General features: G+C 33.1%; 10 protein-coding genes. 9 read left to right on the plus strand and 1 reads right to left on the minus strand.

Going from position 1 to position 15,337, the window contains the following annotated elements:
• Nucleotides 1-28 precede the first annotated feature (28 nt).
• Nucleotides 29-3,643 (plus strand): type IIG restriction enzyme/methyltransferase, encoded by a 3,615-nt coding sequence (locus P3U61_RS00155; RefSeq protein WP_323695705.1) that lies wholly within the window; start codon nt 29-31, stop codon nt 3,641-3,643.
• Between the two features lie 593 nt (nt 3,644-4,236).
• Here the strand turns inward: P3U61_RS00155 and P3U61_RS00160 are convergent.
• Nucleotides 4,237-5,553: an RNA-dependent RNA polymerase family protein gene (locus tag P3U61_RS00160; RefSeq protein WP_015729815.1), complete on the minus strand. Its 1,317-nt coding sequence runs from the start codon at nt 5,551-5,553 to the stop codon at nt 4,237-4,239.
• Between the two features lie 626 nt (nt 5,554-6,179).
• Here P3U61_RS00160 and P3U61_RS00165 point away from each other — a divergent pair.
• The 8 genes from P3U61_RS00165 to P3U61_RS00200 all read left to right on the plus strand — a co-directional run bounded on the left by P3U61_RS00165 (nt 6,180) and on the right by P3U61_RS00200 (nt 15,332).
• Nucleotides 6,180-7,355 carry a DUF418 domain-containing protein gene (locus P3U61_RS00165; RefSeq protein ID WP_041614899.1) on the plus strand — a complete coding sequence of 392 codons (1,176 nt, stop codon included), beginning with the start codon at nt 6,180-6,182 and terminating at the stop codon, nt 7,353-7,355.
• Nucleotides 7,356-7,519: 164 nt separating this feature from the next.
• Nucleotides 7,520-7,705 carry a hypothetical protein gene (locus tag P3U61_RS00170; protein ID WP_014612690.1) on the plus strand — a complete coding sequence of 62 codons (186 nt, stop codon included), beginning with the start codon at nt 7,520-7,522 and terminating at the stop codon, nt 7,703-7,705.
• Nucleotides 7,706-8,172: 467 nt separating this feature from the next.
• A complete protein-coding gene (locus tag P3U61_RS00175) occupies nt 8,173-9,288 on the plus strand; it encodes an alanine dehydrogenase (protein WP_014612691.1) in 1,116 nt (371 codons plus the stop codon).
• Nucleotides 9,289-9,324: 36 nt separating this feature from the next.
• Nucleotides 9,325-10,365, plus strand: coding sequence for a bifunctional threonine ammonia-lyase/L-serine ammonia-lyase TdcB (tdcB, locus tag P3U61_RS00180; RefSeq protein WP_014612692.1), 1,041 nt, complete (start codon nt 9,325-9,327; stop codon nt 10,363-10,365).
• 32 nt (nt 10,366-10,397) lie between these two features.
• A complete protein-coding gene (locus tag P3U61_RS00185; protein ID WP_065520735.1) occupies nt 10,398-11,720 on the plus strand; it encodes an APC family permease in 1,323 nt (440 codons plus the stop codon).
• Nucleotides 11,721-11,942: 222 nt separating this feature from the next.
• Complete coding sequence (locus P3U61_RS00190) at nt 11,943-13,991, plus strand: heavy metal translocating P-type ATPase (RefSeq protein ID WP_323695706.1); 2,049 nt, start codon at nt 11,943-11,945, stop codon at nt 13,989-13,991.
• 182 nt (nt 13,992-14,173) lie between these two features.
• Nucleotides 14,174-14,746, plus strand: a complete 573-nt coding sequence (locus P3U61_RS00195) for a helix-turn-helix domain-containing protein (protein WP_065520737.1) — start codon at nt 14,174-14,176, stop codon at nt 14,744-14,746.
• A 148-nt stretch (nt 14,747-14,894) separates the two neighbouring features.
• Complete coding sequence (locus P3U61_RS00200; RefSeq protein ID WP_250882089.1) at nt 14,895-15,332, plus strand: DUF2975 domain-containing protein; 438 nt, start codon at nt 14,895-14,897, stop codon at nt 15,330-15,332.
• Nucleotides 15,333-15,337 lie beyond the last annotated feature (5 nt).

Here is a 15,337-nt window from a genome sequence, read left to right on the forward strand (position 1 = left end):
TCTTAGCAATTGAATAGAGGGATACAATATGGCAATTAAAGGAATTGGCTTAAAAGATAGTATGAATAAGTTTGTTCAAACTATCATGCCTTTAGATGAAGAAAAGGAAATATTTAATCAAAGGCTTGTAGATTATTTAACACATCTTCGAGACAATAAAAATGAGAGTGAAGAATATCAGAAAAATATTTTGAAAAATCTTTTAGAAAAGACTTTGCCTAATAATTTTATCAATACTTCAAATAGAATTGATCTTGCTATTTATAATGGTAAAAGTGCTAATTCTTCATTAGGAGTTCTTTTCGAATGTAAAAGTTTAACAAATAAATCTGAAATGATGAGTAAGGAGAAACTTAATACTAAGGCTTTTCAGGAAATTATCGCTTATTATCTCAATGAGCGATTAATTTACAAAAATTTAGAAATTAAAAAAGTAATTATTACTAACGGATTATCATGGTTTATTATTGAAGCTAAAGAAATAGAAAAATATTTTTTCAAAAATAAGAATCTTATTGATTTAGTTACTAAATTTTATAATAATCAACTATCAAGTAATAAAACAGATTTTTTGTATTCAGAAGTTATAGCACCTGAAATTGATAAGTCTATTGAAAAAGGTATTACAATTGCTCATTTTGACTTGAGACATGCTCTAAAACAAGGTGACAAAATTGAGATTAAAAAAAATAATCTAACTCAATTATATCGTTTTTTTACTGCAGAAAATCTTTTGAATAAAGAAATTTTTACAGATTCTAACAAATTGAATAAAGCATTTTATGATGAATTACTTTATCTTATGGGACTAGAAGAAATACAACAAGGAACGTCTAAGATTATCTCTCGATTAAAGCCTGATAAACGACAATATTTTTCTTTTGTTGAAAATATTATTAACAAACTAGAATTAAAAGATGTTTCTAAAGAAAAACAAGAAGAGATTGCTATCCAATTAACTGTTATTTGGATGAATAGAATATTATTTTTAAAATTGTTAGAATCACAGCTAGTTCTTTTCAATAAGGATGATTCTTATCGTTTTTTAAATTTTAAAAAACTAAATAGTTTTGAAGAGATTTATAATCTCTTTTTTGCAGTTTTAGCTAAGAAAATTCCTGATAGAAATAATCGAATTCAAGAAAAATATAATTATATTCCTTATTTAAATTCATCTCTTTTTGAAGAAACAGAATTGGAAATGTCAAGAGATGGGATTGGTATTGATCGTCTGCCAGAAGGAGATATTTATATTTTTGACAAGACAATATTAAAGGGTATGGATAAGAAACGAAAAAAGGGGAAAATTAATTTTTTAGAATATTTATTTGAATTTCTCGACTCCTATGACTTTTCTACCACTATTTCTCATCAGCAAAAGTCCAAAAATGCTTTGATTAATGCTTCAGTTCTTGGATTAATTTTTGAAAAAATAAATGGTTATAAAGATGGTTCATTTTACACTCCTGGTCATATTACAATGTATATGTCGAAGAAAGCAATAAGAACAACTATAGTAGAAAAAATAAACGAGCACCTTGGATGGTCTTGTAATTCAATTGAGGATATAAAATTTCAAATTAGAAATATTGAGGTAGCAAAAAAAGTTAGCAAGGCAATAGATAATTTGAAAATTTGTGACCCAGCTGTTGGTTCGGGCCATTTTTTAGTTTCTATTCTTAATGAGATTATTGCTCTAAAAAGCGAACTGAATGTTCTTTTTGATAATGATGGAAATTATATTGGAAATTTGATTCAATGTTATGTTATAAATGATGAATTGATTATTCAAGACATGCTTGGTAATAATTTTATTTATCAGGCAGGTAACAAATTATCCGAACAGATTCAAAAAGCTATTTTTGATATGAAACGTCATATATTAGAAAATAGTCTATTTGGAGTTGACATTAACCCAAGTTCTGTTAATATCTGTCGTTTAAGATTGTGGATTGAACTTCTGAAGTCATCATATTATTATGAGGATAAAGTAATTCAAAAACAAGTGTTGACAACATTACCTAATATAGATATTAATATCAAAGTGGGTGATAGTCTACTTTATAAATTTGATATAAACTATGAGTTTGATATGCGACGTAAGGATCTTAAAGAATATTTAGCTTTGGTAAAAAAATATAAGTCTACAAATAATAAGAGGATAAAAACTGATATATGGGAAAAAATTGAAAAAATTAAAAGTTCTTTTGATGATATTGTTTCAAGTCCTGAACTCAAACAATTAAAATTACTTGAAAAAGAATTGAAAAAAGCTAGCCAGATTAGCCTTTTTGAGGATGACACTATTGAAAGAATAAGATATGAACAAGTCCAAAAACAGGTGAAAGAGGCGAAAAAAAAACTTGGAGTTCGCTTAAAGAATCCAATGTATAGTGGGGGGATGGAATGGCGAATGGAATTTCCAGAAATACTTGGAGATAATGGAGAATTCATAGGATTTGATCTTTTAATTGGGAATCCACCATATATTTTCTCAAAAAATCAATCGTTTACCGAAGAAATGAAAACTTATTATATGAAAACTTATCCAATGAATCATTATCAAGCAAATACATTCGGTTTGTTTTTGGAATTAGCATTTTCATTAGTCAAAAAAGGTGGCGGAATTTCATTTATTATTCCAAATACATTTTTAATGATTAATCAATATAAAACATTAAGACATTATATATTAAATAATTTTAATGAATTGACATTTATTAATTCTAAAGAACGGATCTTTGATGAAGCTTCAGTAGATGTTTGTATAATTGATATGTATACTCATGGAACAAAGAAAATAGGTTTAGGTGAAATTGAATCAGGGGAAGTTACTATATTAACAGAAACTGATGCAGATACTCTCCTCAAAAATGATGTTATAGTAGTTTCAGATAACAAAAACATTAATATTTTACCTCAAATAGAAAAAAAATCAAAAGTATTGGAAGGAAATTATGCTAATGTTAAAGACGGATTAAAAGTATTTGAAAGAGGAAAAGGCACACCAAAACAGCCTGAAGATAAGAATGAATTTGATTTATTTAAAGAAAATAAACCGTTCTTTGATATAGAAAAAAAAGATGACTCTTATCGCATGTTTCTTTCTGGTAGAGATTTACAAAGATACAAGATAAATTGGAGTGGCCAATATTTAAAATATGGAAAACATTTAGCTGCGCCAAGAAATCCTGAAATTTTTGAAGGAGAAAGAATATTAATAGCCAGAATACCAGTGAAATCTAGCTACTCATTCAGAGCGACACTTGTTTCAAGTAATTATGTTCATGAACAAAGTATTGAGAGTATTTGTAACATAAAATCTAATCCACTATTTTTAATTGGGGTTCTTAATTCTAAAATATTATCTTACTATACTATCAAAAAATTTAATTTCTTACAGAGAAATACATTCCCTCAAATGAGATTGACTCAAATAAAAGAATTTCCAATTCCAGACGCTACTGATGAACAAGAATTAGAACTTGCTAAAAAAGTAGATGCACTTATGGAAGAGATTAGGAAAGAGAATGGTAATCAAGAGTTAATCGACACTCTTAATTCACAAGTTGATGAATTTGTTATGGATTTGTTTTGTCTAGCAGAAAAAGAAAAAAAGATTATTAGAGAATTTGAGATTTAATTTAACTGATATAATTTGTATAGATTAAAATATTTTAAAAATTTCAATATCATAAAGTTAGTCAGTCATACTTTTAAATTAAAGTAGCTCAATCTACATAGATTAGATTGAGCTGTTTTTTATAAAAAATGTAGGAAAAACAGCATTTTCATTCCGCCATTTTCCTACATTTTATAACCGCCATTTACACATGACCCTTTTCAAGTTGTTAAGCTTTTTCATTGATTACTTCATCGTTGCTACTTTTTGTAGTACTTTCTTGGTGTGTGTCACTACTATATGATTGACATGTTCAATTAACGTTCTGATTTTCTTCTTCACTTGATAATCCTCTATTAAATTTCTTTTTTTGTAAAATCTTCAATTTGCTATTTGTTTTTATCATCAAAATCAAATAAATCTTGACCAGTTTCTGGTGTGATTTCCCTAGATGTACTATCTTTTTCATTAGAAAATTTGACTTGGGCTTCAGCATCTAATTCAGCTTCGCGACCATGTGCTGGATATACAAAGCGTATCATAAGTGATAGGAGTTTTGATAAACATTGTTTTGTTAGAGAAGTTACAAAAGGAGGTATGTCCCAGCCTGAATGCTATGTTTTTGTGTGAAGTTGTATACCTGATAATTTTTCAATTTTCTTTTTTCTGTTTTTAATTTGCTGCATCATCATATTATTCGTATGAGGTGAGTAATAATCGAATTTAGTTTGTGCTTTTTTGGCATAGTCTATAAAGCTGTTACGCCCGCTTCTACTTTCTCCTAGATCTGTATACAACCTATAAATACGCTTACGATAGGGTAACTTTTCTAATTGATTATTGTTTTTTTTAAAATTTGCATAGTTTATAAGCTTTTTTGCGTTACGATAAAATCTATAAATACTTTTATTACGCATTTTAACGTTTTTTCCATCAAAATTGAAACCTAAGTAGTCCATATTTTGTTTGCTTTTATTGTTTAAATTTATTAAGTTATGTTGACTATAGAGAAAAGTATTTGTTTTCTCATCTTTTATATTAATTTTACACTCTTCAGCTATATTTTTAATTATTACTTCGATTTCTGTATAGTTATTAATATTACTACTTATAGGGATTATTAATATGAAATCATCGGAGTATCTCCTATACATACCAGAGTGCGAGAAAGCAAGCTGGTTCATTTGTAAATCGAAATTTAAAGCATATATATTAGCGAATACAGCACTAATTGCAGTCCCTTGAGGTATGCCGAAATCATTTTTATTGAATTTTGTTTTATTGTTTTTTTGGAAAGTCCGAAATTCTTTTAAATTATTAAAATAGCTTCGTTTATTTTGTGAACGTAAATTTTTTTCACTATCTATATTTTTCTCTAAAAAGTTTTTTTCATAATAACCAAACTTAGTAATTGATTTATAAATATTAAACCAATCGTTTGTTAACATATTGACATTCAGAACTCTTTTTATATTTTCTTTTAAAAGTGAGTGATTTATTTTATCAAAGTAGTTAGTAAAATCACCTACATATATATAAGCTTGATCATATAATACTATTTGATTAATTACTTCTGCAGCAAAATCTATATTTGATTTTCCTTGTTTATTATTTCTATAGGCAATGACACATTGATCTATAAAAAGTTCCTTGCAGACATGATTGTAATAATTAGTATTTAAATAATCAGCATAATATCTATATATATAACTATCTAAATGTCCAGAGTACATGATAGTTCTGTTTTTAATTTTAACTGGTCTACTATTAGGTGCATTTTTACTGTCATATCTTTCAAAAGAATCAATAAACTGTATAAGGGGCAAAAAGCTATGTTTAGCAATTTTAGATGGATCTTTCACATATTTTTCAACCGTATCAAATGATATGGGTTTATCAAAATGTAAATAATTTTTAGGGTAATATTTCATATTTAACAACTCATTTGTGGAGCAGAAAGAGTTGGCAGACCTGATTTCTGACAATAAAAACTCTCTCTGCACGCTAGGCTATACTATATACACACTTAATTACCTTTTCTGTGTATAAGATCAGGATGAATAACATATCTGTTATAATAAAAGAAAGCAGCATAAGAAAGGACTAATAGAAATTACTATCAAATTAACCCTAATATTACAATTCACATTAGACACTAGTAACAACTTAGATTGCTACACAGAAACGTACATCTTAATAAATCTAATAAGCAAATTGCTTCTTGACTCTTTCAAACATTATATTCTGCAACCTATAGTTACAGGCAATTATATCTTAGCATTTATTGGGAGTTAGTCAAATTTTGTGTATACTTTTTAATTACCTTGATTGATTATTATAACAATTAGTTTCCATCTCTTGAAAATAATATAAACCTTCAAAAAATTAGTGAATAAACCAACCCTATAAGTTAGTTAATAAAGCTGCAATGCATGCCATTTCTCTTCAATGATTACCCCAAATTGAATCAAAAGTATAATACAATAAAATACTATTATTTTGGAAAATCGATAAATTGATGATGGTTTGTGTTAAGATATACGATGAGGTGAAAAAATTGCAGAGGATTAGAGTAGCGGATGCATTAAGAGGTTTAAGTTTAGCTGGGATTTTTTTAGCAAATTTATTAATCTTTCAATACGGTCTCTCAGGGAAAGAATACATAGAATTTTATCATTTAAATGCAGTGAATACGGGTGCTTTTCATTTTATTAAAATATTCATTGAAGGTAGTTTTATGCCTATATTTGCGATATTGTTCGGTTTTTCATTGGACAAAATGTATCAATCGATGAAACGTAAAAATATAAAACGTCCGAGAATTAAGCTTTATCGAAGAGCTTTTCTCCTGTTTGTAATTGGTACAATTCATACGATATGGATATGGGAAGGTGACATTTTAAGTGGTTATGCGCTTTCTATGATGTTGCTCATTCCTTTTATTTCACTTACTAAAAGCTTCTTTAAGTGGGGAACAGTTCTTGTTGCGATCACGTTCATCATCATGGTTGTATTTTCATTTTTCGATGACACAGATATACCGCATGATACGCATAAGGAAGAAACTTTTGTTCAAGAAACGAAAGATTTGTATCAACAAGGAAGTTACAGCGAAATCATTAGTGAGTCACCAGATAACAGTGATCCATATTTTGAACAATTAAAAGCGGTATTTGGGGTTTCTCCGGGTATTCTCCTTTTATGCGTGATTATTTTTGAAAGTTTGGTTTTTGGTATTGGTATCTATTTATCGAAAAGCGGTTGGTTTGAAATGGATGCGAATGATTTTTGGTCGAACAAATTGTTTGTCTACCTAACGCCAGTAGTTTTATTGCTCAAATCAAGTTATTTATGGTTTGATAATGAAAATATTACAGGTACGTTTAATTTTGTTTTCGGCCTTTTCCTAGCATTATGTTATATAGCACTTTTTAAATATCTCTATCAAAAGTACACACAGCATATTATTTTCCGTAGTTTAGAAAGTTTAGGGAAGATGTCCCTCACGTTTTATATTACGCAAAGTATTATCGGTGTATTGATATTTTATGGTTTTGGTCTTGGTCAATTTGGAAAAGATACACTCTTTTACAATGTTATTATTTTTATAATTTTATTTTTAATTCAAATGGTCATCGCATTTTGGTATCAGAAGTATTTACGTTATGGACCACTAGAATACGTTTTAAGAGTGTTTACATATTGGACATTTAAGAAGCAGAGTTGGAGATAGAATAAGAAGGCTGAAATAAACAAAAAGTTGTTATCTTAACCTCAAATAATTATGGGCATTCTTCAAAGTAACATATCAAAAATGATGCTTTCTATTATTATTTTCACCACTATCCTGCAGGCTGCTTGGTGCTGCAGCAAGTTGTTTCTAAGGAGGTATGAAGAATGTTTGAAAAGCCTCAAATGGCCCATAATGAAATTTTTAATATTGTATTAATCGTTATAGGAATTCTTGCATTTGTGCTATTTTACTTTGTTTTTGATGCAGGGTATTTATTAAGTTTTATCATTGCATTTGTACCGATTATTGTAGGTATCATTAATTTGAAAGAAATAAGAAAGAAAAATTAAGTTCAAAGCGATCTTTTAATAGGTCGCTTTTTATTTTGCGATAGGACGATACATCCAAATCTTGTTTCTTAAATCGAGGACTGCCCATGATTTTTTGAGTGACTGTCAACGCCTGTAACGATGATGCTATCTAGAGAATAAGACTCCCCTTAGACTGCCTCGTCTATATAGCAGTATATGCCTCAGGGTTGATCGTATGGTCGATGTATCTAGTTGTATACATTCCTCTCAATAACATCAAAACACCAAAAAAGTGACAATATTCGGATTGTTTTAACAATATTTTCATTTTGAATTTATTGCATTTTCGATTGACTTTGTTTCAGTTTGAAGCTAACATAATTAGTGAATTAATTCACAAACTCTATAGCTATAGACACTTCATAATGCTTTTTTAATTTTTAAATAAGATTGATTTGATATCAACATGAAAAGCAATTTCAATCACCTAATGAGGAGTGTTTGTTATGAAAATTGGTATTGTTAAAGAATTAAAGCCGGGTGAAGGACGCGTAGGTTGTACACCTGAGAATGCTAAAATTCTTAAAGATCAAGGACATGAAGTCTATGTAGAACACAATGCAGGTATAGGCTCTGGATTTACGAATGAAGCCTATGAAAATGCAGGTGCGATACTTGTTTCACATGAAAAGTGTTGGGAAGCGGACTTAATTATTAAAGTGAAAGAGCCTCACGAAAGCGAATTCCAATATTTCAAAAAAGGCCAAGTGATTTGGGGCTTCCAACATTTGGCGTCATCTAAAAAGACGGTTGAGATGATGCAGCAAGCGGGTGTGACAGCGATTGGTGGCGAAACAATCGAACAAGACGGGAAAGCCATTTTATTAGAGCCGATGAGCGCAATTGCTGGGCGTCGTTCGATGTTAATGGGTGCGTATTACTTGGAGGCACAACATCAAGGTGAAGGGATTTTGATTTCTGGTATTGATGCGATTTCGGGGATTCCGTCTGGTAAAGTCGTCATTTTCGGTGGAGGTTCTGCGGGTGTCAATGCGGCGACGATTGCGTTAGGTTTACAAGCAGAAGTCGTCATCATCGAATTAAAAGATGAACGTATTGCTTGGCTCGAATCGCATTTTAAAAATGACAATGTGACTGTTGTGAAATCGAACGAAGCCAATTTAGCACGAGAAATCCAAACAGCAGATGTGTTTATTTCAACGATTCTCATTCCAGGGTCTAAACCACCTAAATTGGTCACTAAAGATATGGTACGTAGCATGAAAAAAGGTTCAGTACTTGTAGATATTGCGATTGATCAAGGCGGAACTGTTGAAGGTATTCGTCCAACAACGATTAGTGATCCGATTTACGTTGAAGACGGCGTCATCCATTATGCAGTGCCGAATCAACCCGGTGCTGTACCACGCACGTCTACAATGGTGTTGGCTGCGGGTAACATTGACTTTTTATCTGAAATTAGCAACAAAGGTATCGAACGCGCAATTCAAGATAATCCAGTCTTAGCCTCTGGTGTGAATATTTATCAAGGACACATTACAAATCAAGGTTTGGCACAATCCCATGATATGCCTTATGAAAAGTTAGCAGACTTAATCTAGTTCGTACAATATCAATTTGAAAAGAGGATGATCGTGATGGCAACAAATGCTGTAATGATACAAACTGAAAAATATTGTAATATCCATGACATTAAAGAAGCTAAAATGAAAATTCAAGATTATGTACGGGAAACACCGCTTATTAAATCAATGTTTTTGAGTAACAATATTACAGGTGGCAATGTTTATTTAAAACTTGAGAACATGCAATACACCGGATCTTTCAAATTTAGAGGTGCACTTAATAAAATTTTACACTTAACAGATGAACAAAAAGCAAAAGGGATTATCACTGCTTCAGCGGGTAATCATGCGCAAGGTCTCGCATTGACTGGACAACTGCTCGGTATTGATGCAACAGTCGTCATGCCTGAAGAAGCACCGATTTCTAAACAAGAAGCGACACGTGGTTATGGTGCGGAGGTCATCCTTAAAGGAGAAACGTTTAATGACTCTCGTCTGTATATGGAACAACTGGCCGCGGAAACAGGTAAAACGATTGTACACCCTTATGATGATGTTGAGGTGATGGCCGGCCAAGGAACGATTGGCTTAGAAATATTAGATCAAATCTGGGACATTGATACAGTAGTAGTACCTGTTGGTGGTGGTGGTTTGATTGCTGGCTTAGCAACAGCTTTAAAATCATTTAATCCATCTATTCATATTATCGGTGTGCAATCTGAAAATGTTCACGGTATGGCAGAATCTATTAAAGAAGGCCAAATTACGTCACAATTTACAGCACATACCATTGCAGATGGCACGGAAGTCACCATTCCTGGTAATAAAACATATGCTGTTGTTGAAAAATTAGTCGATGAATTTGTATTAGTTTCAGAAGATGAAATTGCAAATGCCATGCGTCATTTAATGCAACGGACTAAAATCATTACTGAAGGTGCAGGCGCATTACCAACTGCTGCACTATTAAGTGGTAAAATCGACCCACGTTGGATTAAAGGCAAAAATATTGTCGCTTTAGTATCAGGGGGGAATGTTGACCTCACACGTGTTTCACATATTATTGATGATTTATTGAAACCCGCTGATACGAGTGAAGGTGTGGTCGGTTAGCCCATCTGAGAAATGAAATGGAGGCAACGGCAATGAGTACAAATACATCTCTAAAGAAAAACATCGGCTTTTTTGCATCGCTTTCACTTGTTATGGGATCGGTTATTGGCGCAGGTGTCTTCTTCAAAGCTTCAAGTGTAACGGAAGTGACCGGTTCAACGAGTATGGCACTTTTTGTTTGGCTGCTTGGCGGTATCATGACCATTTGTGCCGGTTTGACCGGTGCTGAACTTGCTGCAGCCATTCCTGAAACTGGCGGACTCACTAAGTATATCGAATACACTTATGGAGACTTTTGGGGATTTTTATCAGGCTGGGCACAAGCGTTTATTTACTTTCCAGCTAACATTGCAGCTTTAGCCATTATTTTTGGAACGCAAATCATTAATTTATTTCATTTATCGACAACATTGTTACTTCCCATTGCAATCCTGAGTGCCGTTTCGATATTACTGATTAACTTTTTAGGTTCTAAAGCAGGCGGAACTTTACAATCCATTACGCTTGTGATTAAGTTAATCCCTATTGCACTCATTGTCATTATCGGCTTCTTTCATTCGAGTGACGTATCATTTTCTCTCTTTCCCGTTGTGAATGGTACAAATTCGAGTTGGTTTGAAGCGATTGGTGCAGGTCTTCTTGCGACAATGTTTGCGTATGACGGTTGGATTCATGTCGGTAATATTGCCGGGGAAATGAAAAACCCTAAAAAAGACTTACCAGGCGCCATTACGCTCGGTATCGGTTTGGTCATGGTTGTTTACTTACTGATTAATGCGACGTTTTTAATGACACTGCCGATTCACCAAATTGAAGGTAACTTGAACGCCGCAAGCGAAGCATCTTCAATTTTATTTGGTGCAGGCGGTGGGAAATTAGTCACTATTGGTATTTTAATATCTGTATATGGTACCATGAACGGCTATACAATGACTGGTATGCGTATCCCTTATGCCATGGCAGAACGTAATCAACTGCCACTCAAGCGCTTATTTTTAGACTTATTGCCTTCACGGACACCATGGCTCGGTGGCATGATTCAAATTGTCATCGCAGTGATCATGATGCTATTAGGTGCTTTTGACACGATTACGAATATGTTGATATTTGTCATATGGACATTTTATTGTATGGCTTTCTTAGCGGTATTTCTTCTTAGAAAAAGGGAGCCAGAATTACACCGTCCATATAAAGTCCCGTTGTATCCCGTCATACCTATGATTGCATTACTAGCAGGCACGTTTGTCTTGCTGAATACATTATTGACACAGCCCCTCCTTGCAATCACGGGTATCGGGGTCACAATGTTAGGTATTCCGATTTATTATTATCAAAAGAAAACATTAAAAATCTAATGAAACACCTACTCATAAGATTTTGACACTGATTATTATTGATCCGAGACTTTCGTTGTTCATGACGAAAATGTCTCGGATTTTTCTTTAATATTGTGACGATCAACATTTTGTTGCTGAACAGTCACGTCATATAATCTCTACGTTTCATACCCCGTATAGGTATATGTTATGATAAAGTTATATTGAATTATAGCGTGATAGACAGAGGAGGCGTTATCTTTGAAAAATAATCAAGAGCACCATCATCACCAACATATGCATGAAAGTCACCACCCTCATAGTCATCATATGCATCACGATGACCATGCACATCACCATCACGGGAATTTTAAAATGAAGTTTTTTGTGTCATTGATTTTTGCGATACCGATTATCATTTTTTCTCCAATGATGGGCGTACAATTGCCATTTCAATTCACATTTCCAGGTTCTGACTGGATGGTGTTAATCCTTGCGACCATTTTATTTATTTACGGTGGGCAACCGTTTTTGGTTGGCGCAAAAGGTGAAATCGCTTCGAAAAAACCGGGCATGATGACGCTCGTTACTTTAGGTATTTCAGTTGCTTACATTTACAGTCTATATGCTTTTTATTTGAATCATTTCAGTGATGCAACAGGTCATACGATGGATTTTTTCTGGGAACTCGCGACATTAATTTTAATTATGTTGTTGGGTCATTGGGTTGAAATGAACGCGGTTGGAAGTGCTGGCGATGCATTGAAGAAAATGGCAGCACTGTTACCGGATAAGGTGATTAAAGTTACGAATAATCAACGTGAGGAAGTTAAAATATCGGATATTGCGTTAAATGATATCGTTGAAGTGAAAGCGGGAGAAAGTATTCCGACAGATGGTATGATTGTTCGAGGTGAGACTGCGATAGACGAATCGTTAGTGACCGGGGAGTCTAAAAAAGTTCAGAAAAAGCCAAATGATCAAGTCATCGGTGGTTCTATCAATGGGTCTGGCACGATACAAGTGAAGGTGACTGCTGTAGGAGAAGCAAGTTACCTTTCGCAAGTGATGGATATTATAAAACAAGCTCAAAATGACAAGTCTCGAGCAGAGTTATTATCTGATAAAGTGGCGGGTTATCTGTTCTATTTTGCCATAAGTGTCGGCATGATTGCATTTATTATATGGATGTTGATAGACAATCATATTGATTTCGCATTAGAACGACTCGTTACGGTGCTAGTCATTGCTTGTCCACATGCGCTAGGGTTGGCCATACCTTTAGTCACTGCGCGTTCGACATCAATAGGAGCGCATCATGGTTTGATGATTAAAAATAGATCAGCAATAGAAACGGCACAACATATTGATTATGTCATGATGGATAAGACAGGTACACTCACTGAAGGTCACTTCTCAGTCAATCATTATGAGAGCTTTAAAGCGGGTGTGAGTGATGAGATAGTATTAAGTTTGTTTGCTTCATTAGAAAGTCAATCGAATCATCCATTAGCGACGAGTATTGTGGATTTCGCTAAAAATAAAAATATCTCGTATGTCCAATCTCAAGACGTTCGAAATATCCCGGGTGTCGGATTAGAAGGGAAAATTAACGGTCAAGCTTATAAAATCACCAATGTTTCCTACCTTGAACAAAATGGGTTTGATTATGATAAAGCGTTGTTTAACAAATTAGCAAACCAAGGCAATTCCATCAGCTATTTAATCGATGAGCAACAAGCCGTTGGGATTATCGCACAAGGAGATCAAATTAAAGAAAGTTCAAAACAAATGGTGACAGAGTTATTAGTCAGAGGGGTAACACCGGTCATACTTACGGGGGATAACCTAGCAGTGGCAGAAGCGGTAGCTGAAGCGTTAGGCATCCAACATGTCCACGCACAACTGATGCCAGCAGACAAAGAGAGGATGATAAAAGATTATCAAAAACAAGGTAAGAAAGTCATGATGGTAGGGGATGGTATCAATGATGCGCCGAGTCTGATTAGAGCTGATATCGGTGTCGCCATTGGAGCAGGAACAGATGTGGCAATAGATTCTGGTGATGTTATCCTTGTTAAGAGTGATCCGAGTGACATCATTCATTTCTTCACACTTTCAAAACGGACAATGAGAAAAATGGTTCAAAACTTATGGTGGGGTGCAGGGTATAATATCGTTGCAGTGCCATTAGCAGCTGGAATTTTAGCATCTATTGGCTTGATATTATCGCCAGCTGTCGGTGCGATTTTAATGTCGCTCAGTACTGTTATCGTTGCTATTAATGCTTTTACATTGAAGTTGGAATAGGGTGAACGTGTATGCCATCTACTTTGGGTTGAGTAGGTGGCATTTTTTAGGAAAAGTCACAAAACTTAAGAGTATAACCCGGGAAATATAACGATAAAAAAGTTTATAGTTACATTATAAAAAGATTTGATAGAATAGCATTTAATTACAGGTTATCGTCAGTGATGAAGGAGCTGTTGGATATGGATGTCGGCAATCAAATTAGGATTTATAGAAAAGAAAGGCAATTATCTCAGATGGCGTTAGCAGAGAAAATTGATGTATCGACCCAAACGATTTCTAACTGGGAGAATGAGAGAACCTATCCTGACTTGTATCATTTGATTGTTCTCAGTTCTTTATTCAACGTTTCTCTAGACCAACTTGTAAAAGGAGATGTAGTAGAAATGAAGAACATCATCGATCACTATAATATGGACAGATATGGTAAATTGATGCTTGCTTTTATGCTTATTGCGGTGATTTCAGTCGGACCAGTTTTGAAATTCAGCGACGGATGGTACGGTTTATTTATTCCATTTATATTTTGGGCGTTTTCAATGTATGATGCCATTAAGATTGAACGTTTGAAGAAAAAGTATGATGTCAAAACGTATAAAGAGATAGTGGATTACATGGAGTATGGCGCAAAGACTTATAACGATACAAGAGAAAAAAAGAAATTGTTGATAGAGGAAACATTAATTGTTGTAGTATTCGTCGCAGTGTCGGTTGTTTTGATGTTAGGCAGTCTGTTTTTGTTTAATTTGTTTTAATAGAAGGTGTGAATGATATGGAAGAGATTTTATCGTAAGATGCTATAATTTATTGATATTCGATAAATTAAATGGTGTATTTTTATCGAATATCAATAAGGGGTGGATAGAGATGAATGTCAAAATGATGTTGCGATTCACATAATTTATGTTAAGTTTCTTGTTGTTACTCTCTTTAACAAATGCCATAAAATCATTAATTGATTATAATAACTTATTTGACACATCAATATTTGAAGCGGATAATGCCTATAAAGTTTATGCAATGCTCTTTCTATTACAATTAATATTTTTATGCACTATCATCATCCTTACTATTAAACTTCTAGGCAATATATATGGACATTTTAATTATTCAGAAGGTAATCATACATTGATTGTTGTGATTGCGATGTTACTGTTTATGTATGGTGTGATGCCTAATTTCTATCACTTACTTAATGCTGAGGTAAAATACAAGGAAGTCTTAAATAGTTTGGATATGGGGAGTTTGCTTATTATAGTCATAGGTTTTGTAATTTTAGCTTTAGCCACAATATATGAAAAGTCTCAAAAGATAAAAGAAGAAAATGATCTCACGATATAGGGAGA

Source organism: Staphylococcus pseudintermedius, from assembly GCF_034042775.1.
Classification (GTDB): Bacteria; Bacillota; Bacilli; order Staphylococcales; family Staphylococcaceae; genus Staphylococcus; species Staphylococcus pseudintermedius.

Bases quoted from the DNA above. Each gene is read 5' to 3' on its own strand.
- P3U61_RS00175 (WP_014612691.1), top strand. From the start codon at position 8,173: ATGAAAATTGGTATTGTTAAAGAATTAAAGCCGGGTGAAGGACGCGTA.
- P3U61_RS00155 (WP_323695705.1), top strand. From the start codon at position 29: ATGGCAATTAAAGGAATTGGCTTAAAAGATAGTATGAATAAGTTTGTT.
- P3U61_RS00170 (WP_014612690.1), top strand. From the start codon at position 7,520: ATGTTTGAAAAGCCTCAAATGGCCCATAATGAAATTTTTAATATTGTA.
- tdcB (WP_014612692.1), top strand. From the start codon at position 9,325: ATGGCAACAAATGCTGTAATGATACAAACTGAAAAATATTGTAATATC.
- P3U61_RS00195 (WP_065520737.1), top strand. From the start codon at position 14,174: ATGGATGTCGGCAATCAAATTAGGATTTATAGAAAAGAAAGGCAATTA.
- P3U61_RS00200 (WP_250882089.1), top strand. From the start codon at position 14,895: ATGTTAAGTTTCTTGTTGTTACTCTCTTTAACAAATGCCATAAAATCA.
- P3U61_RS00185 (WP_065520735.1), top strand. From the start codon at position 10,398: ATGAGTACAAATACATCTCTAAAGAAAAACATCGGCTTTTTTGCATCG.
- P3U61_RS00160 (WP_015729815.1), bottom strand. From the start codon at position 5,553: ATGAAATATTACCCTAAAAATTATTTACATTTTGATAAACCCATATCA.